At 70.1% G+C, this 21,744-nt stretch carries 20 protein-coding genes; 18 read left to right on the forward strand and 2 right to left on the reverse strand.

The genetic code is table 11. The features are described from left to right. The coding region (locus tag AB0C16_RS30365) for a copper-translocating P-type ATPase (RefSeq protein WP_357687765.1) at positions 1 to 1,702 on the forward strand (1,702 nt) is incomplete at its 5' end. A gap of 197 nt (positions 1,703 to 1,899) precedes the next feature. On the opposite strand, the gene AB0C16_RS30370 is transcribed toward AB0C16_RS30365, so the two are convergent. After that, positions 1,900 to 3,117, reverse strand: a complete 1,218-nt coding sequence (locus tag AB0C16_RS30370; RefSeq protein WP_357687767.1) for an amidohydrolase family protein — start codon at positions 3,115 to 3,117, stop codon at positions 1,900 to 1,902. Between the two features lie 152 nt (positions 3,118 to 3,269). Here AB0C16_RS30370 and AB0C16_RS30375 point away from each other — a divergent pair, with 152 nt between their 5' ends. The 15 genes from AB0C16_RS30375 to AB0C16_RS30445 all read left to right on the forward strand — a co-directional run bounded on the left by AB0C16_RS30375 (position 3,270) and on the right by AB0C16_RS30445 (position 18,927). Further along, positions 3,270 to 4,631, forward strand: a complete 1,362-nt coding sequence (locus tag AB0C16_RS30375) for an amidohydrolase family protein (RefSeq protein WP_357687769.1) — start codon at positions 3,270 to 3,272, stop codon at positions 4,629 to 4,631. Then, positions 4,628 to 5,308, forward strand: a complete 681-nt coding sequence (locus AB0C16_RS30380) for a hypothetical protein (RefSeq protein WP_357687771.1) — start codon at positions 4,628 to 4,630, stop codon at positions 5,306 to 5,308. The genes AB0C16_RS30375 and AB0C16_RS30380 overlap by 4 nt, the downstream gene beginning before the upstream one ends. Beyond that, positions 5,305 to 6,690 carry a Zn-dependent hydrolase gene (locus AB0C16_RS30385; protein ID WP_357687773.1) on the forward strand — a complete coding sequence of 462 codons (1,386 nt, stop codon included), beginning with the start codon at positions 5,305 to 5,307 and terminating at the stop codon, positions 6,688 to 6,690. The genes AB0C16_RS30380 and AB0C16_RS30385 overlap by 4 nt, the downstream gene beginning before the upstream one ends. Next, entirely contained in the window at positions 6,687 to 8,090 is a 1,404-nt protein-coding gene (locus AB0C16_RS30390) for a dihydroorotase family protein (protein WP_357687775.1), read from the forward strand. The genes AB0C16_RS30385 and AB0C16_RS30390 overlap by 4 nt, the downstream gene beginning before the upstream one ends. Further along, positions 8,087 to 9,403 carry an MmgE/PrpD family protein gene (locus AB0C16_RS30395; RefSeq protein WP_357687777.1) on the forward strand — a complete coding sequence of 439 codons (1,317 nt, stop codon included), beginning with the start codon at positions 8,087 to 8,089 and terminating at the stop codon, positions 9,401 to 9,403. Before AB0C16_RS30390 ends, AB0C16_RS30395 begins: the two co-directional genes overlap by 4 nt. An 89-nt stretch (positions 9,404 to 9,492) precedes the next feature. Beyond that, positions 9,493 to 10,059 (forward strand): hypothetical protein, encoded by a 567-nt coding sequence (locus AB0C16_RS30400; RefSeq protein ID WP_357687779.1) that lies wholly within the window; start codon positions 9,493 to 9,495, stop codon positions 10,057 to 10,059. After that, positions 10,056 to 10,979 carry a DUF1028 domain-containing protein gene (locus AB0C16_RS30405; protein ID WP_357687781.1) on the forward strand — a complete coding sequence of 308 codons (924 nt, stop codon included), beginning with the start codon at positions 10,056 to 10,058 and terminating at the stop codon, positions 10,977 to 10,979. Before AB0C16_RS30400 ends, AB0C16_RS30405 begins: the two co-directional genes overlap by 4 nt. After that, positions 10,976 to 11,941, forward strand: a complete 966-nt coding sequence (locus AB0C16_RS30410) for an LLM class flavin-dependent oxidoreductase (RefSeq protein ID WP_357687783.1) — start codon at positions 10,976 to 10,978, stop codon at positions 11,939 to 11,941. Before AB0C16_RS30405 ends, AB0C16_RS30410 begins: the two co-directional genes overlap by 4 nt. A gap of 21 nt (positions 11,942 to 11,962) precedes the next feature. Then, positions 11,963 to 13,573, forward strand: a complete 1,611-nt coding sequence (locus AB0C16_RS30415; RefSeq protein ID WP_357687785.1) for an ABC transporter substrate-binding protein — start codon at positions 11,963 to 11,965, stop codon at positions 13,571 to 13,573. 12 nt (positions 13,574 to 13,585) lie between these two features. Next, positions 13,586 to 14,608 (forward strand): ABC transporter permease, encoded by a 1,023-nt coding sequence (locus AB0C16_RS30420; RefSeq protein WP_357687787.1) that lies wholly within the window; start codon positions 13,586 to 13,588, stop codon positions 14,606 to 14,608. Beyond that, positions 14,605 to 15,453 carry an ABC transporter permease gene (locus tag AB0C16_RS30425; protein WP_357687789.1) on the forward strand — a complete coding sequence of 283 codons (849 nt, stop codon included), beginning with the start codon at positions 14,605 to 14,607 and terminating at the stop codon, positions 15,451 to 15,453. The genes AB0C16_RS30420 and AB0C16_RS30425 overlap by 4 nt, the downstream gene beginning before the upstream one ends. Further along, entirely contained in the window at positions 15,450 to 16,232 is a 783-nt protein-coding gene (locus AB0C16_RS30430; protein ID WP_357687792.1) for an ABC transporter ATP-binding protein, read from the forward strand. Before AB0C16_RS30425 ends, AB0C16_RS30430 begins: the two co-directional genes overlap by 4 nt. After that, positions 16,213 to 17,127 carry an ABC transporter ATP-binding protein gene (locus tag AB0C16_RS30435; RefSeq protein WP_357687793.1) on the forward strand — a complete coding sequence of 305 codons (915 nt, stop codon included), beginning with the start codon at positions 16,213 to 16,215 and terminating at the stop codon, positions 17,125 to 17,127. Before AB0C16_RS30430 ends, AB0C16_RS30435 begins: the two co-directional genes overlap by 20 nt. A 25-nt stretch (positions 17,128 to 17,152) precedes the next feature. Continuing rightward, positions 17,153 to 18,328 carry a M20 family metallopeptidase gene (locus AB0C16_RS30440; protein ID WP_357687795.1) on the forward strand — a complete coding sequence of 392 codons (1,176 nt, stop codon included), beginning with the start codon at positions 17,153 to 17,155 and terminating at the stop codon, positions 18,326 to 18,328. 14 nt (positions 18,329 to 18,342) lie between these two features. Continuing rightward, positions 18,343 to 18,927: a TetR/AcrR family transcriptional regulator gene (locus AB0C16_RS30445; RefSeq protein ID WP_357687797.1), complete on the forward strand. Its 585-nt coding sequence runs from the start codon at positions 18,343 to 18,345 to the stop codon at positions 18,925 to 18,927. Positions 18,928 to 18,964: 37 nt separating this feature from the next. Here the strand turns inward: AB0C16_RS30445 and AB0C16_RS30450 are convergent, their stop codons facing one another. After that, complete coding sequence (locus AB0C16_RS30450) at positions 18,965 to 20,080, reverse strand: serine hydrolase domain-containing protein (protein ID WP_357687800.1); 1,116 nt, start codon at positions 20,078 to 20,080, stop codon at positions 18,965 to 18,967. A gap of 198 nt (positions 20,081 to 20,278) precedes the next feature. Between AB0C16_RS30450 and AB0C16_RS30455 the strand changes: the two genes are divergently transcribed. Both AB0C16_RS30455 and AB0C16_RS30460 read left to right on the forward strand, forming a co-directional pair. After that, complete coding sequence (locus AB0C16_RS30455; RefSeq protein ID WP_357687802.1) at positions 20,279 to 20,836, forward strand: hypothetical protein; 558 nt, start codon at positions 20,279 to 20,281, stop codon at positions 20,834 to 20,836. An 11-nt stretch (positions 20,837 to 20,847) separates the two neighbouring features. After that, positions 20,848 to 21,696 carry an alpha/beta hydrolase gene (locus tag AB0C16_RS30460; RefSeq protein ID WP_357687804.1) on the forward strand — a complete coding sequence of 283 codons (849 nt, stop codon included), beginning with the start codon at positions 20,848 to 20,850 and terminating at the stop codon, positions 21,694 to 21,696. The last annotated feature ends 48 nt before the right edge of the window (positions 21,697 to 21,744 follow it).

The following is a 21,744-nucleotide window of genomic DNA, read 5'->3' on the forward strand; positions in this document are numbered from 1 at the left end:
CGGCACGGCCGGGGTGCCGGGCATGACGCATCCGTTCGAGCTGACGATCCAGCGTGCCGACGGGTCGGGCAACATCTATCTGGAGGCCGCGGCGGGGGTGACGGCGTTCATCTTGGCCGGGCGTTATTTCGAGGTGCGTGCCAAGCGGCGGGCGGGCGCGGCGCTGCGGGCGCTGATGGAGCTGGGCGCCAAGGACGTCGCGGTGCTGCGGGACGGGGCGGAGGTTCGCATCCCCAGCGACCAGCTCAAGGTGGGGGAGAGGTTCGTCGTCCGGCCGGGCGAGAAGATCGCCACCGACGGCTTGATCGAAGAAGGCACCTCCGCCGTCGACACCTCGATGCTCACCGGCGAGTCGGTGCCGGTGGAGGTGCGCCCGGGCGATGCGGTGACCGGCGCGACCGTGAACGCGGGCGGGCGGCTCATCGTGACGGCCACCCGGATCGGCGCCGACACCCAGCTCGCCCAGATGGCCAAGCTGGTGGAGGAGGCCCAGACGGGCAAGGCGCAGGTCCAGCGGCTGGCCGACCGGATCTCCGGCATCTTCGTGCCGATCGTGATCGCGCTCGCCCTGGGGACGCTCGGCTTCTGGCTGGGCACCGGGAGCGGTGCGGGCGCGGCCTTCACCGCGGCCGTCGCGGTGCTGATCATCGCCTGCCCGTGCGCGCTCGGCCTGGCCACCCCGACCGCCCTGCTGGTCGGCACCGGCAGGGGCGCCCAGCTCGGCATCCTGATCAAGGGCCCCGAGGTGCTGGAGTCCACCCGCAAGATCGACACCGTGGTGCTGGACAAGACCGGCACCGTCACCGAGGGCAAGATGACCCTCACCGGTGTCCATGTCGCCGACGGCGAGGACGAGGCCGAGGTCTTGCGTCTGAGCGGTGCCCTGGAACACGCCTCCGAGCACCCCATCGCGCAGGCCATCGCCAAGGGCGCCACCGCTCGTGTCGGCGAGCTTCCCACGCCGGAGGACTTCACCAACGTCGAAGGGCTCGGCGTCCAGGGCATCGTGGACGGGCACGCCGTCCTGGTCGGCCGCCCCCGGCTGCTGGAGGAGTGGTCGCAGTACCTCACGCCGGAGCTGGAGCGGTCTCTCCGGGAAGCTCAGGCGCTGGGCCGTACGGCGGTCGCGGTCGGCTGGGACGGCAAGGCACGTGCCGTGCTGGTGGTCGCCGACGTGGTCAAGCCGACCAGCGAGGAGGCCGTCCAGCGGCTGCGCGCGCTCGGTCTCACCCCGGTCCTGCTGACCGGCGACAACGAGGCCGTGGCCAAGTCCGTGGCGGCCGAGGTCGGCATCGAGGAGGTCATCGCCGAGGTGCTGCCCACCGACAAGGTGGACGTGGTCAAGCGGCTGCAGGCCGAGGGCAAGGTCGTGGCCATGGTCGGCGACGGCGTCAACGACGCCGCCGCGCTCGCCCAGGCCGACCTGGGGCTGGCCATGGGCACCGGCACCGACGCCGCCATCGAGGCCTCGGACCTGACGCTGGTCCGCGGCGACCTCCGGGTGGCGGCCGACGCCATCAGGCTCTCGCGCAGGACGCTCGGCACGATCAAGGGCAACCTGTTCTGGGCCTTCGCCTACAACGTGGCCGCCCTGCCACTGGCCGCGGCCGGCCTGCTCAACCCGATGATCGCGGGAGCCGCGATGGCGTTCTCCAGCGTCTTCGTGGTCAGCAACAGCCTGCGCCTGCGCCGCTTCAGGTGATCCCGGCCGGCCCGTAGGCGTACCGGCTGTGCCAGGACAGGGGCTGGCGCAGCGTGATCAGAGCGCCCGGAGGTGGTGGCCCACCGCTTCCGGGCGCTCTGCGCCGTCACGCCTCGGGGTCATGCGATGGGGCCGCCTGAGGGCGTCGCCCCAGGGTCAGGGGTGGACGGCCGGCTCTCGCCGGACCGGTGAGTCGATCATTCGCCGGTCCCGATGAGGCCCCTCGGCGCGTCGTGCGGTGCCCGGCCGGGCTCGTAGAGCGACATGACCGTCGGGCGGCCATCGTCGACCATGTGCCTGCCGCGAGCGATGACGTGGGCGATGTTCATGTCAGGTCCGATCACCAGGAGGTCCGCGTCTCCGCCCACGCGGATCCGTCCCTTGCGCGCCTCGAGTCCGAGGGCGCGCGCCGGGTTGACGGTCACGAACGACAGGGCTTGCGTCAGCGGCAGCCCACCCTCGTGGACCAGCTCGACCACGGCCTCCCACAGCCAGGTGAGGCTCTTCTCGTACGTGCCGGGAGTCCCGTCCGGCAAGGTGATCGGGACGCTCGCGTTTCCGTCGGTGGTCATGGTCACCAGGTCGCTGTCGACTCCGGCCTCGAGACTCTGGAGGATCGCCCGCGCCACCGGGACGGCGCGGGGATGCCCGAACGCGGGCGTCAGGATCGGGTTGAAGTCCACGAAGCCGCCGCTCCGGGCGACCTCCTGTGCGGCCCGCATCGTGTCGGGTGTGTAGTTGCAGTGGGTCGCCTGGAACCGCCGCGGTGGGACGCCGGACGCGCGCATGGTGTGGAGCAGCTGGCCCGCCGGGTCCTCCGACTCGCCCAGGTGGGCGTGCATGACGCAGGCCTTGCCGGTGGCCCCGTGCAGCCATTGGAGCTGGGCGGCCAGCTCGATCAGCTCGTGCTCCTGGAAGCGTGACGCGCGGGTCTCTCCCAGCGCGATCTTGACTCCCAGGATCCGCTCGATGGTGAAGATGTCACGAAGCATGGATCCGGTGAAGGTGCGGAACGGCCGCTGGAAGCCTCCCACCATCATGTACGCCGTCACGCCTTCGCTCTGCAGGGCGTAGGTCTTCGCGAGGATTGCCTCGAGGTTCTTGGCCACCATGTCGATGCCGGGTGGAGCCACGACCGTGGTGATGCCCGCCGACGCGAGCTCCCCCACCCAGAGCTCGGGGATCCGGGACGCGTACCCCTCGTTGCCTCCGCCTCCGATGACGTGCAGGTGTCCGTCGACCATTCCCGGGACGGCGCGTCGTCCCGATGCGTTGATCTCCGTCGCGCGCAGTCGTCCCAGGTCCAGGCGCGGTTCGATCGCGACGATCTTCTCGCCCGCGATGAGGACGTCGCGCACGCCCAGGTCCTCCGGGGCGAAGACGTGCGCGTTGCGCACAACGGACAGTTCACTCACTGCAGCCTCCAGATGTGGTAGCGCGGCCCGGTCGACAGGGTTGACGTGACCGCCATGGCGAGTACGGTGCAATGTAATCCGATTACATTTCTTCTGCAACGAGGATCGCGATGTCTTCTCCTGTCACTGCATTGAGAGCTCGCTGGACCGTCGTGCCAGGCTCAGGCGACGGCCTCGACGTCGTTGAGGGCGCGACCGTCCTCGTCCAAGGCAGGCACATCCTTGACGTCGTACGGGGATCGGCCGGCGTGGACGCCCGCCGGGTGGAGCTCGGTGAGGGGATCCTGTTTCCCGGCTTCGTCAACCTGCACAACCACTCGATCAACGGGCCGATCTTCCGCGGGATCGTCGATGACGTCGGGCCCGAGGCGACAGCCGACGACCTGGTCTACAGCATGTTGATGCCGCTCGGAGACCATGCCGGCACGGTGTTGGCCGAGGACGAGATCCGGGCCGTCTACCGCCTCGCCCTGATGGAGGTCCTTCGCAGCGGGACCACCACCGTCCTCGAGATGCCGCGCGCGGTGCACAGGTCGTTCTTCGCCGTGGCCAAGGAACTGGGCCTGCGCGTGTTCGGCGCGCCGTACATCTTCTCCAGGCCCACCCGCGGTGTGGACGCCGCCGGGAACCCGGTCTACGTCGAGATCGACGAGAACCGGTCGCTGAGCGACGCGCTGGAGATCGCCGACGAGTACGACGAGGGGCCCGAAGGTCTCATCCGGGTCGGGTTCGGACCGCACGCCACCGACACGTGCTCACCCGACCTGCTGCGGCGTATCGGCCACGAGGCGAGGGACCGGGACACGATCGTCAGCATCCACGTGGCGCAGAGCCGCATCGAGGTCAACTCGGTCAGAGAGCGCTACGGGCGGACTCCGGTCGAGTTCCTGCACGACACCGGGCTTCTCGGCCCCAACGTCGTCGCCGCCCACTGCGTCCACGCCGAGGCGGGCGATCTCGACCTCCTCCGGGAGAGCGGCACCACCGTCGCCCATTGCCCGCTCACCTTCGCCCGAAGCGGCGTCACGGTGTCGTTCGACCGTTTCCACCGGCACGGAGTGCGGACCGGCATCGGCACGGACGCCTACAACTTCGACTACTTCGCCGAAATGCGCGCCGCGGGGTTCATCTCCAAGCTGACCAGCGGAGACTCCGACACCGGGAACGCGTCGACCTTGCTTCGCGCCGCGACCGACGTCGGCGCCTCCGCGTTGGCGCGGCCCGGGCTCGGACGCATCGAAGCCGGGTGCATCGCCGATCTCGTGGCCGTCGACCTGAGCGGCGCGCATCTGCAGCCGGTCCGGGATCCGCTGAAGAACCTGGTGTGGAATGCCACGCCCGCCGACGTCTCCCTCGTGATGATCGACGGGAAGGTCGTCGTAGAAGGCGGCGCGATCCTCGGATGTGACGAGTCCGGCGCCATCCGATCCGCGACGGCCGCGGTTCACAAGCTCTGGGAGTCGGCGGAGCGTGAGGGAATCCTGGCCGCGCGCGGATGTGGGCTCCGGGCATGACCACGACTCCGGCGTCCCAAGGCGCCACGACCGACTCCCCGACGACCGACCTACGGACGGCTGACTTCCCGATGGCCGACCTACGGACGGCCGATCTCCGGGCGGCCGACTTTTGGAGCGTCCTCGCCAGGGATGAGATGCGGGCGTTCCAGACGGACGAGGAGCGTCGTGCCGAGCTGCTCGCGGACGTCGTGGCGGCCGCCTGGGGGAGCGACGGCCAGTTCGTCGACGCCGACCAGTTTCTGACCAAGCCGACCGTGCTGCGCCGTCTGGCCTCGATCCTCGCGGACCGGGTGCCATCGGACGCCGATCGCCTGATCGGCCGCGAGCCCCATTCGCTCGTGCTGGGCACGGCGCTGGCTCTCGAGACCGGACTGCCCCTGGTGGTGGCGCGCATCGCGGGGTCGCCGACCGGGAAGGAGCTGGTGTGCTCCGGAGAGCTTCATCCGGGTGAGCGGGTGCTCGTGGTCGAAGGGGTGACCGGCACCGGCGCCTCGGCCGTGCAGGCGGTCCGGTTGGCGCGGCGTCGCGGCGCGACGGTCGTGGGGGTGCTCGCAGCCGTCGATCGCGACGCCGGCGCCGCGGCACGCCTCGGTGGCCTCGCGGTCATGCTGGACAACCTGTTCGACGACGTGGAGCTGCGCGCGGCCGCGAGCCGAGGGCGGGAGTCCAGATGACGCAGCCGATCGCCACCCGCAAGGCCGATGCCGACCGCCTGTGGTCGACCCTGCGGAGCATGGCCGCGTTGAGCGAGGATGGCCCCGGCGTCAGCCGCCTCGCCTACACCCGGCTGGAGCGCCGTGCGCACGATCTCTTCGGCCAGTGGATGACGGAGGCCGGCTGCTCCGTGCGTGTCGACCCGGCTGGCAACACCATCGCGACGCGGCCGGGGCGGGCGGACGGCCCTGCCGTCGGCACGGGCAGCCACCTCGACTCCGTCTACAACGGCGGTCGCTTCGACGGCATCGCGGGCACCATGGCGGCGGTCGAGGTCGCGCGCCTGCTGCGCGAGGCCGAGGTAGAGACGGAGTTGCCGCTGCGGTTCGTGGCCTTCGCGGGTGAGGAAGGCGCTCGGTTCGGGCAGGCCTGTTGCGGCTCGAAGCTGGCGGCCGGGCTCTCGTCGCGTCGCGAACTGGACGAGCGGTGTGACAGGGACGGCATCTCGCTGGCCGAGGCGATGGAGAGCGTGGGTCTCGACCCGGACCTGGCCGCCTCGACGCCGTGGTGTCCGGCGGACTGGTCCGCCTTCGTCGAGCTCCACGTCGAGCAGGGCTCCGTGCTCGACAGCGCGAAGATCGATGTGGGTGTCGTCGATCTCATCTCCGGTTCGACCCGGCTCGAACTCGTCGTCACGGGGCGGGCCTCGCACAGCGGAGGAACCCCCATGCGCGGACGCGCGGACGCCTTGGCGGCCGCGGCCGAAGCCGTGCTGGTCGCCGAGCGGCTCGCCCTCGATCCACGCCACCGCGGCACCCGGGCGACCGTCGGCCGCCTGACGGTCGAGCCGGGATCGATCACCACCATCCCCGGCGCGGTGACCTTCTCACTCGATGTACGCGACATCGACGCCGATCGCCAACGCCGTGCGGCGACCGAGATCGTGGGCCGGATGCGGGCCGTGTGCCTGCGACGTGGCACGCGGCTGGCCGTGCGGCTGCTGGCCGACACGTCGGCCGTCGTGCTGCCGGACTGGGTTCGCGACGAGGTGACGGACAGCGCGAACGAGCTGGGGATCCCGTACCGGGTGCTGACCTCCGGAGCCAGTCACGACGCACAGATGATCAACCGCGTGACTCCCACGGCGATGATCTTCGTCCCCAGCAGGGGAGGCCTGTCCCATGTCCCGGAGGAGTGGACCGATCCCGCGAAACTCGCCGTGGGCACCGACCTCCTCGTCGCGTCGATGCTGCGGCTCGACGCCCGCGCCGCGGCGGCCACCCGGCAAGCCACAACCCGGCAAGCCACCACCCCACGAGCGGCCACCCCACGAGCGGCCGGCACGCGCGCGAGTCAAGCGAGTCACGCGGGTGGCTCGGAGTCGAGAGGAGATCAGGCGTGAGGCTTCTGGTCCGCAATGGCACCCTGGTCACGGAGCAGGGCTTGATCGCCGCCGACCTGCTGTGCGCCGATGGCAGGATCCGGGCGCTCGTCGACCGCGGCGAGCCGCAGCCGGCCGACGAGCACGTCGACGCCACCGGGCAGCTCGTCTTCCCCGGCTTCATCGACCCGCACGTCCACTCCCGCGATCCCGGCTCGACGCACAAGGAGACGTTCGCTCACTCGACGCTCGGAGCGCTCTGCGGCGGCACGACGACCGTGCTGGAGATGCCCAACGCGATCCCGGCGGTCACCGACGTCGCGACCTTCGAGAGCCGGCGCCGGGAGCACGCCGGCCGGGCGTGGGTCGACTTCGGCCTGTGGGGGATGGCGCTGGGACCGGCCAACCTGCACGAGGTCGTCCGGCTCCACCGCGCCGGCGCGGTCGCGGTGAAGTTCTTCTGGGGCTACGCGCTGGACAAGGAGACGAAGGGCCTGGTCTACGACTTCGCGGCCGCGCCGCCGGACTCGTTGCTGCTGCCGCCGGAGAACGGCGAGGTCCTGGAGATGTTCCGGGAGGTCGCGTCGTACGGCGGGGTGCTGGCCGCCCACTGCGAGGACCGCCACATCCTGGCCCGGTCCGCCGAACTGCTCGGGCACCCGATCGAGACCTACGACGACCTGCTCCTCGCCCGCCCGGCCGTCGCCGAGGCGACCTCGATCGCGGTCGGAGCGCAGTTCGCCCGGGTGACCGGATGCCGCTTCCACGTCGTGCACATGGCCTCGGCGGCGGGGGCGCGGGTGGTGCGGGAGGCCCGCGCGGCCGGGGCGCCGGTCACCGCCGAGACCTGCCCGCAGTACCTCACGCTGACCGACCGGGACGCCGAGAGGCTGGGACCGGCGATCAAGGTCTACCCGCCGGTGCGTTCCCAGGCCGACCAGGACGCGCTGTGGGCGGCCGTCAACGACGGCACGATCTCGTCGGTGGGCTCCGACCACGCGCCGCACCTCGTCGAGGAGAAGATGCTCGGCTTCGGGAGCGCCCCGGCCGGAGGGCTCGGCGTCGAGACCCTGGCCCCGCTGATGGTGGACGCGATGGCACGCGGCAGGATCTCGGCGACCCGGCTGGCCGAGGTGCTCTCGACCTCGACGGCGAAGCTGTACGGCCTCTGGCCGCGTAAGGGCACGATCCGGCCGGGCGCCGACGCCGACCTGACACTCGTGGATCCGTCGGGAAGCTGCCACATCTCCAACGACCGCATGCACGCCCTCAACCCGGTCACCACATGGGACGGCTGGAACCTCAGGGGCCGGGTGACGGCGAGCGTGCTCGGAGGAGCGCCGGCCATGAAGGACTCCGAGCCGGTGGGCGAGCGCCGGGGGCGGTTCGTCGCCGCGGACCATGACGGGAGGCGGACGTGACCGCCACCCTGGTGACGCGGGTCGAGGCGCTCGTCGCACAGGCGGCCGCGCTGACGCCGTCCGACCTGCCCGGCGAACTCGTCGATCACGTGGGGCTGGTCTTCGCCGACAGTGTCGGGGTCATGTCCGCGGGCGCCCGCTCACCCGAGGTCGTCGCCCTGGCCACCGACCCGTCGCTCGGGCTGACGATCGCACCGGCGCGGTCGTCCTCCGCGCGGGCGCTGGTCCCGGCCGGCGCCTTCGGTGACCCGGCGACCGTCGCCTGGCTCAACGGGACGGCCGGCACCTTCCTCGAACTCGACGAGGGCTTCCGGCCGACCGGCCATCCGGCGATGCACGTGGTGCCCGCCGCGCTGGCGGTGGCGGAGGCGACCGGCGCGCCGGGGGCGGAACTGGTCGCCTCGATCGTGGCCGGTTACGAGGTGGCCGCCCGGCTCTTCGAGTCCTTCGTACTGCCTCGCGCCATGCACCCGCACGGGCACTTCGGCGCGATCGCGGCGGCGGTCGCCGTCGCCAGGCTCACCCGCGCCGACCCCGTGGCCGTGGCGCGGATCGCCGCCACCCAGCCGCTGCTGACCGGGTGGGAGGCCTGCTACGAGGGGGCGACCGCCCGGAACACGTGGAGCGGTCACGCCAACCGGGTCGGGGTGCTGGCCGGCACGCTGCACCGGGCCGGTTTCACCGGGTCGCTGGCGTCGCACCTCTCCGTGATCGAGCCGTACGCCGTGGACACGCCCGCGCTCGCCGAACCCGTCAGGAGCGAAACGCTGCGCATCCGGCGCAACTATTTCAAGTTCCACTCCGCCTGCGCCCTGAACCACAGTGCCCTCGACGCCCTGCGCGCGGCCTGGGCGGGGCTGGCCGTGCGGGATCCTCTGAGTGTCCGCCAGGTCGAGGTGACAACAGTGTCGGCCAATCTCCGGATCGACCGGCCGCCCGAGCCGAACTCGCTGTCCACCCGGTTCTCGTTGCCGTACGCCGTCGCCGCCGCCCTGCTCACCGGCTCGACCGGACCGGCGTCCTTCGCATGGGACGAGCGGATCGCCGACTTCGCGAAGCGTGTCATCGTCACCGCCGATCCCTCCATGGACGCGCGCTGGCCCTTCGGCGCGCCCGCGCGTGTCCTGATCCGGACCTCGGCCGAGACCAGCGAGGCGACGGTGGACAACCCTCACGGCCACCACGCCCACCCGGCCACCCGGGAGGAGCTCCGGGACAAGTTCGTGTCGCTGGCCGGCGACGCGAGCGTGTTCGACGCCCTGGCGGGCCTGGCGGCGGTGGCCGACTGTTCCGAACTACCCCTCCCTCGATAAAGGATCGGAACTTTTCATTATTGAGGTCTAGCCACAACTGGTCAGTCTATGTAATTTGATTACATCACCTCCCGAGAAGGGCCTCTCCGATGACCGCACAGACATCCGACGAGGAAGAGATCCTGCGGCTCCACCGCGATTGGTACTACGCGAACTTCAACATCGACATCCCGCTGATGAGGACGGTGTTCCCCGTCGGCGACGAGAACTTCCTGATGTTCAACCTCAACGACCACCCGTATTTCGGGGTCGATGACCTGGCGAATCTCTGGTCCTTCTACGCCAGGACCGATCGCTGGGGGCTCTGCGAGGACTACGTGCTGAGGGTCGACGTGTCCGGCGACATGGCGTACGTGGTCTCCGAGGGAAACTTTCCCGCCTGGGTGGTCAGGGACGAAGAGGGAAATGCCCTTCCCGAGGACCAGATCATCGACAGGCCGGCCTATTACCGCTCGACGGAGATTTACCGACGTGACGACGGCAATGGCCGGGCGGAGTGGAAGATGTGGCACTTCCACTGCTCGACGCGCCCCGCCGACGACGAGGCGCCCGCGGCCAAGACGGAGAAGGACTCCGCCGCGGTCCGCGGCCTCGGCAACACCCCGTACAGCACCGGGATCCGCACGGAATACGACCAGGCGCTGGAGACGTCGTGACCTTCTCCATCGTCGCCAGAGATGACGCGACCGGCCGGCTCGGCGTCGCGACCGCGACGCACGCCTACGGCGTCGGCATCGTCGCGAACCACGCGCGCGCCGGTGTGGGCGCCATCGCGACCCAGTCGTTCGTCGAGGTCTCGTACGGTCCGCGCGGCCTGGCCCTGCTCGAGATGGGTATCGGGGCGGAGGAGGCCCTGGCCGCGCTGCTGTCGGCGGACCCCGACCGCGACATCCGGCAGGTGGCCTTCGTCGACTCGTCGGGCGCGATCGCGCACCACACCGGATCGCGATGCGTGCCCTCGTGCGGGAGCGTCGCCTCCGGCACGGCGATCGCGATCGGCAACATGCTCGACAACGACCGGGTGCTGCCCGCGATCTCGGACGCCTTCCACGGGGCCGAGGGCGAGTTCGCCGAGCGCCTCCTCATCGCGCTCGAAGCCGGGCAGAAGGCCGGGGGTGACGTGCGTGGGCGGATGTCGGCCTCGCTTCGGGTCGTCGCGGCCGAGCCGGCGGAGCACCCGTGGGAGGGCGGCGTCTACGACCTGCGCGCCGACTTCGATCCCGACCCGCTGGAGACGCTGAGCACGAGCCTGCGGATGAGCAGGGCGTACGACGTCTTCTTCGAGTCCGTCTTCGCGCCCGGACTGGTCACCGGCGCCGAGCCGGTGGTGGGCGACGAGCTGGAGGCCGCGCTCGCCGGACTGCGGGCGACGCAGCGGGAGCTGGGAGACGATCCGGAGCCGACCGCCTGGCAGGGCGTGCTGCTGCTGCGCGCCGGACAGACCGAGCGGGGACGCGAGCTGCTCGCGCGGGCCATCGCCGCCCGCCCCCAGCTCGCGCGGTTCGTCGACGGTCTCGCGCAGGTCGGGACCATCCCCCTGACGTCGGACCACATCCTCGGAAAGGTGGAGAAGTGAGCGGCGACACCCCGTCCGTCGGGTTCGTCCTGGGCAGCGGCTTCCACACCGCGGAGCTCAGCGCCGTGGCGCGAGCGGTCGAGGCGAACGGCTTCGACAGCGTCTGGTCGACGGAGGACTACTTCGCGACGGGCGGCATCGCCGGCGCGGCCGTGATCCTCGGGGCCACCGAACGGCTGCGGGTCGGCACCGGCATCCTCTCGGCCTACGCCCGCCACCCCGCGTTGACGGCGATGGAGGCCGCGACCCTGGCGTCCGCCTATCCCGGCCGGTTCCGGTTGGGGCTCGGCGCGGGCGGGCTCGGCTGGCTCGACCAGCAGGGAATCGGGCACCCTCGGCCGCTGGCCGCCGTACGCGGGAACGTCGAGACGATCCGGTCCCTGCTCGCCGGGGAGGAGGTCTCGGGAGAGTACGGCGGATTCCAGTTCGACGGCGTCCGTCTCGAATTCCCGCCGGAGCAGGCGCCTCCGATCTACATAGGAGCCACGGGCCCCAGGATGACGGCGTTGACCGGTGAGCTGGCCGACGGCCTGCTGCTGTCGGTCTTCAGCTCACCGGAGTTCGTCCGTACCCAGCGCGACCTCATGGGCGGGGCCGGAAAGCCGATCATCACGTTCGCCTTCTTCGTGCTCGCCGAGTCCGTGGAGCTGGCGCGGGCCAAGGCCCGCCCGATCCTGGCCGACTACCTGGCGGACGGCGAGAGCACGGTCATGACGGACGCCATCGGCATCACCGGAGACTTGCGCGCCCTCGCCGCCAAGGGCGGCGCGGCGGCGCTCGCCGCGGACATGCCGGACAGCTGGATCGACCAGCTGTCCGTCTGCGGTGACCTCGACACCTGCGTCGCACGGGTCCATGCGCTCGCCGAGGCCGGCTCCCACGAGGTCGCGCTCGCGCCGATCGCCGCCGACTCCCTGCGAAGCGACATCGAGCAGCTCGGCCTGGCTTTACGAGCCGGTTGAAACAGTAAGAGGAGACCTGCCGTGAAGCACACCCCCCGAATTCTCACCGCGATGACCGCCTCGCTGCTCCTCCTGGCCACGGCCGCCTGCGGAGGCCCACCGCCTCCGCAGGGCGGGAGCGGCGCGGGGGACGTCATCGTCGCGTTCTCGTCGGACGTCGACACCCTCGACCCGCACCAGTTCCGGTCGGTGGCCGCCTACGGCGTCGTGGGCAACATCTACGGAACCCTCCTGCAGGAGGACTACGCGGCACCGGCCGACGGCGTACTCGAATACACCGGGAAGAGCGCCCCCTCCCTCGCGGAATCCGCCACCTGGAACGACGAGCGCACCACGCTGACCTTCAAGCTCCGCGCGGGCGTGACGTTCGCGGACGGCAGCCCGATCACCTCGGGCGACGTCGTCTACTCGCTGCGCCGGGCCCTGTCCGACGTCGGCTACGTGGCCGCGGTCGGCGCTTGGCTCAACATCCCCGACGTGGAGAAGGGCATCGTCGCGGTGGACGAATCCACCGTCGCGCTGCACGTCACCCACTACTCGCCACTGATCGAGCAGTTCCTCGCCTTCCAGATCTTCCCCATCCTCGACGAGTCCGCCGCGGCGAAGACCGCCGACGATCCCTGGTCGGCCGCGTTCTTCGCCAAGGAGGCCACCGAGTCCGGCCCGTACGTCGTCGAGTCGCAGGTCAAGGGGCAGAGCCTCACCCTGAGGAAGAACGACAGATTCACCGCGATGGACATCTCCGAAGCCCCCGGCAGCGTCGTGGTGCAGAACCTGCCCGACCCGCAGCAGGCGTTCCTGGCCCTGCAGAACGGCGCGGTCGATCTCGTCGTCGGGCTGACGCCGGACATCGCGCAGGCCGTCGAGCAGGACTCTCGGCTGAAGCTGTACGAACTGGCCTACAGCGACGTCGTCTATGTCGGCTTCAACAACGAGGACCCGGCCCTGAAGGACGTGCGGGTACGGCAGGCGATCTCGCACCTCATCCCGTACGACACGCTCAGGAAAGACGTGATGAAGGGCTACGCCGGCGCCGCCTACGGCGCGGTGCCGTACCCGATGACGGACGCGCTGGACGAGAAGGGCGACCGGACCGCCTACCCCACGGATGTGGCGGCCGCGAAGAAGCTGCTCGCACAGGCGGGCATCGGCCCCGGCGAGCTCTCGCTGACGCTCTCGGTCCCGGCCACGGAGGTGACGCTCCGGCAGTCCGCGGTGTTCATCCAGAGCGCACTCGGACAGGCCGGGATCACGGTCAAGGTCAACGAGATGAGCGACGCCGAGTTCAACGCGAACCTCGGCAAGATGCAGATGTACGTCGACTCCTGGTACTCCTGGGGTCAGGACTCGGTCTACCAGCTCTACTTCCTGCTGAAGACCGGCCTGTTCACCAACTACACGAACTTCGCCAACAAGGACGTCGACCGGCTCATCGAGAAGGCGATGGCCACGACCGACGTCAACGAACGCCGCGAGTTGTCCCGGCAGGCCCAGCAGATCGTCATCGAGCAGGCGCCGTGGGCGTTCCTGTTCACCCGAGACGTGCTCATCGGCGCCCGCGACGGCGTCTCCGGAATCACCCACTCCAACGACGCCAACCTGCGCTTCGAGCGGTTGCGGGTCGCGAAGTAGGAGGTGAATCCCATGCTCGGCTCGATCCGCAGACGGCTCGGGGTCGCCGCCATCAGCATCGCCGGCGTGGCCGTGCTGATCTTCTTCATCACGCAGTTGCTCCCCGGCGACCCCGCGCGTATCGCGGCAGGCCAGTACGCGTCCGAGGAGCAGGTCGAGCAGATCCGCGCGAGGTACGGACTTGACCAGCCCGTCCTGGCGCAGTTCGGCGGCTACCTGGCCGACTTCGTCCGGTTCGACCTCGGCACGTCGATCCGCACCGACCAGCCGGTGCGGGACGAGCTGCTGGAGCGCCTCCCGGCCACGCTCGAACTGGGCCTGCTCTCCCTCCTGATCGCGATCGTCCTGGGCGTCGTCCTCGGTGTGACGGCGGCCGTGTGCCGCCACCGCGCCGGAGACAAGATCATTCAGGTCTTCGTCATCCTCGCCTCGGCCACGGCGGTGTTCTGGGTGGCCCTGGTGGCGATCTCCCTGTTCGTCAACCAGTGGGGCGTCTTCACCAGCCCGATCGGCCGCCTGCCACGGGGCTATCCGCCTCCGTCCCACGTCACCGGGTTCTACGTGGTGGACGCCCTGCTGGCGGGCGACCCGGCCACGGCGGGCGCGGCGCTGCGCACCCTGCTGCTCCCCGCTCTGCTCCTGGGAACGCTCGCCGCGCCGTCCATCGTCAAGATCGTGCGGTCGTCGACGATCCGCGCGCTGGAGTCGGACTATGCCAGGACATCGCGGTCCTTCGGCTATCCGACCGGCTCGATCCTCTTCCGCGACGGCCTGCGCAACGCGTTGCTGCCCGTCATCACCAACGTCGGTCTCGTGGCCGGGTTCGTGCTGGCGGGTGGCAACGTGCTCATCGAGCAGCTCTTCGCCTGGCCCGGCATCGGCGGGTACGCCTACCGGTCGCTGCAGGAGAACGACCTGTTCGCGCTCCGCGGATACGTGATCTTCATCGGCGTGGCCTACGTCCTCATCAACACGCTTCTCGAGTTCGCCTACCGCTGGGCCGATCCCCGCGTGGCGATCGCGGAGGAAACATGACGGTGATCGGCTCTCCCGTAGCCCTCCGGGGCAATCTCGCCGGGCGGATGAAGCTCGGCGACCCGATGGCGTACGTCGCCTTCGTCACCCTCGGCCTCATCATCGCGCTGGGCGCCGTCGTGCCCCTGATCTTCGGCGACGGCGACGTGGCCCAGGACAACGAGGGGCTCCTGCCTCCGTCGTGGAGCCACCCCTTCGGCACGGACCGCTACGGACGGGACATCCTGCTGCGCAGCCTGGCCGCGGTCCGCATCGACATCTCCCTCGGCGTCGCCGTGGCGCTGTCGGTCCTCGTGATCGGATCGACGGTCGGGGCGCTGAGCGCGACCTTCGGTGGCATGGTGGATGCGGTGATCATGCGGATGACCGACATCCTCCTGGCGCTCCCCGGCGTCGTGCTCGCGCTGATCATCACCGCCTCGCTCGGCAAGAACACCTGGTTCGCGGCGGTCGCCGTCATCATCGCCTTCATCCCGCTGCTGGTCAGACTGGCCCGAGCCAAGGCGCTGGAGGTCAGATCGGCGGACTACATCGCGGCCGCCCGGCTCAGCGGCGCGTCGACCCTGCAGGTCGCGTTCCAGCACGTGCTCCCGAACGCGATCAAATACCCCTTCGTACAATCCACCCTCGTCGCGTCCCTGGCGATCCTCGACTTCGCCGCGCTGTCGTTCCTCGGCGTGGGGGTGCAGCCGCCGACGCCGGAATGGGGCGCGATGATCGCCGAAGGTGTCGGCGACAACCTGCTCGGGGCGTGGTGGCCCTCGTTCTTCCCCGGCCTGATGATCCTGCTCTCGGCCGCCTCCTTCCAGATCATCGGCGACTGGCTCGACAGGAGGCTGCGATGACCCTGCTGAACGTGGAAGGGCTGGCCGTCGACACGCGGGGCGGGCACTCCCTGGTGCGCGACTTCGCCATCGAGGTCGCCCCCGGCGAGGTCGTGGGCATCGTCGGCGAATCCGGCTCCGGTAAGACGATGACCGCGCTGTCGCTGCTCGGCCTGCTGCCCGAGGGCGTCTCCGTCGTAAGCGGGGAGGCGAGCCTGGCGGGCATGCCGTTCCTGCGCGACGGGCGGGTGCTGCGACGGCCGAACGCCACGATGATCTTCCAGAACCCGACGGCCGCGCTGAATCCGACGATGAGGATCGGCGCCCAGCTGGACCGCCTGCTCGCCTTCCTGGGCAAGAAGGGGCGCGGCCGAGCGGAGGAGCTCCTGGAGTCGGTGGGGATCGGCGAACCGCGAGCGGTCATGGGCCGCCACCCGCACCAGCTGTCCGGCGGCATGAACCAACGGGTCGTGATCGCCATGGCGATCGCCGCCGAGCCGAGCCTCCTGATCGCGGACGAGCCAACGACGGGCCTCGACGTCACGGTGCAGGCGCAGATCCTGGAGCTGATCCGCTCCACGGTCGCGACCCGGGAGATCGGAGTGCTCTTCGTCTCGCACGACATGGGGGTGATCGCGCAGATGTGCCGCCGGGTCGCGGTGATGTACCAGGGGGAGGTCCGCGAGTTCGCGGACGTGGATGACATTTTCCACGCCCCCGGCGACTCCTACACCAAAGAACTGCTGGCTTCGGCCGCGGAACAACCTCGGAAGGTCGGCGATGGAACTCGCACTGGATAACGTCACGGTCGTCTACCGCCGCCGCGGCGTCGAGACCCGCGCGGTCCGTGGCGTGAGCCTCCACGTCCGCAAGGGGGAGACGCTCGCGGTCGTCGGCGAGTCCGGGAGCGGCAAGACGACGATCGCCAAGGTCGCCGCGGGACTGCGGAAGGCGACGTCGGGGACACTGTCCTGGCGGACCGCGGCGGGCCTCGACCCGCCACCGGGCGACTCCCGCGGCGGTCGGCGGGTGCAGATGGTCTTCCAGCATCCGGTGCAGTCGCTGGACCCGCTGTGGAGGATCCGGAGAGCGGTGCGGGAGCCGCTGACCCGTGGCGGTCTCCCGCGCGGCGAGGCGGACCGCCTCGCCGCGGAGATGATCACGCGGGTCGGCCTGGATCCGTCCGTCCTCGACCGCTATCCCCGGGAGGTGTCGGGTGGTCAGGCGCAGCGCGTCGCCATCGCCCGCGCGCTCGTCTCGAATCCGGAGATCGTCATCCTCGACGAACCGACCGCCAGCCTGGACCAGACGGTCCGGGCCCGGATCCTCACCCTGCTGTCCGAACTGCAGCGGAGCACCGGCGTCGGCTACCTGATGATCACCCACGACATCTCCAGCGTGCGCCGGCTGGCGACGCGGATCGCGGTCATGTACCGGGGGCTGATCGTGGAGAGCGGACCCGCCGCCACGATTCTGGAGCACGCCCGGCATCCCTACACCCGTGCCCTGATCGCCGCCGTGCCGGTCGCCGATCCGCGCGTCCCGTGGGACGCCACCGCCCACATGGCCCGCAGCCGGGACGGGACGTCGTGGGAAGACCCCTGCCCCGCCGGCGGCGCGCCGTGCGACGAGCACGGCGCGGGGCTGCACCCCGTCGGTCCCCAGCACCTAGTCGCCTGCACAGCGCGGGCCTAACCACCGAGAAAGCAGCGAACAACACGTGATCGACCTCATTGCCCTCCGCCGGCGGTTGCACCGGCATCCCGAGCTGGCCCTGCACCTTCCCGAGACCCGGGAGACGCTCTTGGAGGCCATCTCGTCCCTCGGGCTGCGCGTGGAGACCAGCACTTCGTCCTCGTCGCTCGCGGTCGTCGTGCCCGGAGCCGGACCGGGTCCCACGGTGCTCCTGCGCGCGGACATGGACGGCCTGCCGGTGACCGAGGAGTCCGGAGTGGGCTTCTCCTCGTCGAACGGGAACATGCACGCCTGCGGCCACGACCTGCACATGGCCGCGCTCGTCGGGGCGGTCCACGAGCTGACCCGGCGCCGCGAGGAGTTCGAGGGCGACGTGCTCGCCATCTTCCAGCCCGGAGAGGAGGGAGCCGGGGGAGCCGAGCTCATGATCGCCGAGAAGGTGCTGCTCACTACGGGGCGCAAACCCCTCGCGTCCTTCGGCGTGCACGTGCTGTCGTTCGCCGAGGCCGGCATGTTCTACTGTCGAGAGGGGGCGGTGATGGGCGCCACGATCAACTTCGAGCTCAAGGTCCTGGGGCGCGGCGGGCATGCCGCCCGGCCGCACACCGCTCTGGATCCCATCTCGACGGCCGCGCTGATCGTGCAGGGCATCCAGACCTTCGTCGCCCAGAACAGCTCGCCGGCCGATCCCATCGTCATCACGGTCGGGTCGCTTCGCGCGGGGACGGCCGCCAACGTCATTCCCAACACCGCGCTGCTCAAGGTGAGTCTGCGGGCCACCAGTTCGCAGACCGCGCGCGACGCGTACCGGAAGATCGCCGGGCTCGGCGCCGCGATCGCGGAGGCCTACGGACTGCGGATGACGAGCGAGGTGGGTCCCGACCTCGGCCCCACGGTCAGCGACAAGGAGGGGGTCGAGCTCGTCCGGCAGACCGTCGGTGACCTGTACGGCGCCGGGCGCTACAAGGAGCTGACCGTGCCCGAGATGATCTCGGAGGACTTCTCCCTCTTCCTCGAAGAGACCGGAGGGGCGTTCGTCCTGGTGGGCGCGGCGGTCGACGGGACCCCGCACCAGCTCCCGACCAATCACTCGTCGGAGGCGCGATTCGACGACTCCGTGGTGCCCGAGATCGCTAACCTACTCGCGGAACTGGCCATCAGACGACTGAACATCGCGTCGGAGACGAATAGGTGGGCATGACACCGGATTCGAAGATGCCCAAGGAGCCTGTCAACAAGGCAGACGACTTGCTCGGCCGGATCATCGAGATCGTACGAAGGACCGGCCTCGCCGGATTCTCGCTCGACACCCTGGCTCCCCAGCTGGGGACGAGCAGCCGGATGCTCGTCTACTACTTCGGCAGCAAGGACGAGCTGCTGGGCCGCATCGTCTACGCGCTCCGCGACGACATCGTCGCGGCCCTGGAGAGCCGGCCCGTCGGCACCATCGGCGAGGCCATCGACCTGTGGTGGAACCACTATCGAGCCAACCTGACGGACATGCAGTTCTTCTTCCACCTGACGTCGAGGAGCTTCGAGGAACCCGACAAGTTCAAGGAGTTCTCCAGCACCGCGGTCGACCTGTGGGCGTCGTACTTCTACCGGAGTCTGCAGGACAACACGCGATCTGACGCGGAAGCCCGTTCGATCGCCCGGCTGGTGCTGGCGACCCTTCGAGGACTGACCGTCGACCTGCTGATCACGGCGGACGCGCGGCACGTGGAACAGGCGCTCACGGAGTTCAAGTCACTTCTGCGGGAGAGATACGGCGAAAGGAGCCCGAGCTCCAGCGCGACCTGAACAGGTCGCATCGGAGCCCGGTCCCGGAGGTCGCCGGCTACTCGCCGGTGACCTCCATGTTGATGTCGTCGTCCAGCGCGAACGCTATCTCGGCGACCCGCGCGTGATCGTGCAACCGGCGGGTCACGTAGGCGACCGCGTGGTCGTGCCGGAACGACCACCAGGCGGCGGACCCGCCGAGCCCGCCCAGGCCGATGAACGAGTCGGTGCGCAGGAATCCCGGCGTCCAGTTGACCCTCTTGCCGACGATCTCGTCGTGGTCGCACACCTGGGTCTTGAGGTACTCGGCATGGAGCTCCTGCCCGAGCAGTCGGCGCACCGGCCCGTCCGGGCTGGTCAGGCTCGCGTAGAAGCCGGCGAGGGCGGTGGCGGACGCGTGCAGGTTGATCGCGCCGAAGACGGCCTGGCGCCATTCCGTGGTGTTGAGCCGGGCCGGGTCCAGCAGGCCGGCCGGAACGGCCAGCACCCGGTCGTACGTCGGGCAGACCTCGGCCACGAACTGCTCCGCGCCGCCCGGGAGCGCGTACTCGAGCTCGGCCACCCGGCCCAGGTCGGCCTCCGGCACGCCGAACCAGGCGTCGATGCCCAGCGCCGGCCGGACGACCTCGGCATACACCTGCCCCAGTGAGCGGCCGGTGCCGGCCCGGAGCACGCCGTCGATCAGATGGCCGTAGGTCACGGCGTGCTCGGCGAGCGTGGACCCCGGCTCGGACTCCGGTGGGGACGACGCCAGGGACCGCCGAAGTCCCTCGTCGTCCAGGAGGTCGAGCGACCCGGCCGAGGACGGGAACGCCGGAAGCCCCGCCCGATGGGTGAGGATCTGGCGCAACGTCGTGTCGTCCTTGCCGTGGCAGGCGTACTCCTTCCAGTATTTCCCGACTGGCTCGTCCAGGCCGGGCGCCCCGTCGGCCACGGCCGTCAGGGCGGCCAGAGCGGCGAACGGCTTCGACGTCGAATAGGTGTGGACCAGCGTGTCACTGCTCCAAGGGAGGGTTCGCGCGGTGTCGAGCCATCCCCCGGCAAGCCCGACCACCTCCTTGCCCCCGTGCCACACCGACAGGGCTGCCCCGCTTTCCCGGCCCTCGTCGAACAGACGGGCGAAGATGTCGCGGATCGGCTCATAGCCACTGGTGACGAACCCGCTGACGTTCATACGTGTGCCTCCCGGGGAGAGGTTGTAATCAGATTACGTCGAAACTTCGCACGTCTCCGTGGCCACGTCAAGACTGTGTCGGACCTTTCTGGGGCCGGGGGCTGGCCCCGGCCCGGAACCGTATGTAATCTGATTACATTCCATCGGCTCGGGACGGCGATGCCGCCGATGACACCGGCTCGAACAGAAGGGTTCCCGATGACGAACCAGGCATCCGACGAGGAACAGATTCTCCGGCTCCACCGCGATTGGTACTACTCGAACTTCAACATCAACATCCCGCTGATGAGGACGGTGTTCCCCGTCGGCGACGAGAACTTCCTGATGTTCAACCTCAACGACCACCCGTACTTCGGGGTCGACGACCTGGCGAACCTGTGGTCCTTCTACGCCAGGACCGACCGGTGGGGGCTCTGCGAGGACTACGTGGTCAGAGTCGATGTGGCCGGCGACATGGGATACGTGGTCTCCGAAGGCGTCTACCCGTCATGGGTGGTCAGGGACGACGAGGGGAACCCGCTCCCCGAGGAGATCCCGGTGGTCTTCAACTACCGCTCGACCGAGATCTACAAGCGTGACGACGGCGAAGGCCGGGCGGAGTGGAGGATGTGGCACTTCCACTGCTCGACGCGCCCCGCCGACGACGAGGCGCCCGCGGCCAAGACGGAGAAGGACTCCGCCGCGGTGCGCGGTCTCGGCAACACGCCGTACAGCACCGGAGCGCGGACCGACTACTCCGAATACACCGCGAGTTAGGCGCCGCGACGATGCTTCGCTATGGGACCGTCCGCACGCGCCGGGGGAACGACATCGCCTTCGCGGCCATCGGTCCCGATGCCGTGGACGGCGGGGCGCCGGTCTTCCTGGTGCATCCGATCAACATGCGGAAGGAGAGCTGGCTCGGCATCGTGCCGTCCCTCGCCCGTGACCGGCTCTGCGTCGCGGTGGACCTCGCGGGCCACGGAGAGTCGGGCGACGACGAGGAGTTCACTCTCGAGGGCTGGGCGTCCGACTGCGCCGAGGTTGCCGGCTCGCTGGGTCTGGACCGATTCCACCTCGTCGGCGGCTCGCTCGGCGGCACCATCGCGCTGTGCCTGGCGGGCGAGTTGCCGTCGAAGGTCCTGTCGGTGACGGCGATGGGCAGCTCCATCGGTGGCGAGCCGGACACGGCCGGCGAGCTCGACCCGGCCGGCGCCCAGGGCTCTGACGTCACGGAGATGCTCGCCTCCGGCACGGTCGAGGACCTGTTCGCCATCCTGGCCGTCGAGGCGGTGGCTCCCGGTTCCCCCGCCTCGCTCGTGACGACGGTTCGCCGGCTTACCAACACGCACGGCGCGCCGATCGTCCGCCGTATCCTGCGGGCCGCCCAGACCGCGGACGCGACAGCGCGGGTGCCCGATGTCCGTTGCCCGGTGCTCGTCCTCACGGGCGAGTTCGACACGACCTGCACGCCGCGCATGGGCAGGCGGATGGCCGAGAACGTCGGCGGGCGCCACCATCTGCTGAGCGACGTCGGCCACCTGCCGATGCTCGAAGACGCGGCCGCCGTGTTGCGGCTGCTCCTTCCGCACCTGGAAGCCGCGGAGCCGCCACCGGCGGAACGAGCTCACGCCTGAGACCGGTGGCAAGCGGGTGCGTAGAGGCCGTCCGCGGTCATCGGAGCC

Source organism: Nonomuraea sp. NPDC048916 (assembly GCF_040649575.1).
Classification (GTDB): domain Bacteria; phylum Actinomycetota; class Actinomycetes; order Streptosporangiales; family Streptosporangiaceae; genus Nonomuraea.

Excerpts from the sequence above, each read along its gene's own strand:
- AB0C16_RS30380 (WP_357687771.1), top strand. The coding sequence starts at position 4,628 with ATGACCACGACTCCGGCGTCCCAAGGCGCCACGACCGACTCCCCGACG.
- AB0C16_RS30385 (WP_357687773.1), top strand. The coding sequence starts at position 5,305 with ATGACGCAGCCGATCGCCACCCGCAAGGCCGATGCCGACCGCCTGTGG.
- AB0C16_RS30400 (WP_357687779.1), top strand. The coding sequence starts at position 9,493 with ATGACCGCACAGACATCCGACGAGGAAGAGATCCTGCGGCTCCACCGC.
- AB0C16_RS30420 (WP_357687787.1), top strand. The coding sequence starts at position 13,586 with ATGCTCGGCTCGATCCGCAGACGGCTCGGGGTCGCCGCCATCAGCATC.
- AB0C16_RS30425 (WP_357687789.1), top strand. The coding sequence starts at position 14,605 with ATGACGGTGATCGGCTCTCCCGTAGCCCTCCGGGGCAATCTCGCCGGG.
- AB0C16_RS30430 (WP_357687792.1), top strand. The coding sequence starts at position 15,450 with ATGACCCTGCTGAACGTGGAAGGGCTGGCCGTCGACACGCGGGGCGGG.
- AB0C16_RS30435 (WP_357687793.1), top strand. The coding sequence starts at position 16,213 with ATGGAACTCGCACTGGATAACGTCACGGTCGTCTACCGCCGCCGCGGC.
- AB0C16_RS30445 (WP_357687797.1), top strand. The coding sequence starts at position 18,343 with ATGCCCAAGGAGCCTGTCAACAAGGCAGACGACTTGCTCGGCCGGATC.
- AB0C16_RS30450 (WP_357687800.1), bottom strand. The coding sequence starts at position 20,080 with ATGAACGTCAGCGGGTTCGTCACCAGTGGCTATGAGCCGATCCGCGAC.
- AB0C16_RS30455 (WP_357687802.1), top strand. The coding sequence starts at position 20,279 with ATGACGAACCAGGCATCCGACGAGGAACAGATTCTCCGGCTCCACCGC.
- AB0C16_RS30460 (WP_357687804.1), top strand. The coding sequence starts at position 20,848 with ATGCTTCGCTATGGGACCGTCCGCACGCGCCGGGGGAACGACATCGCC.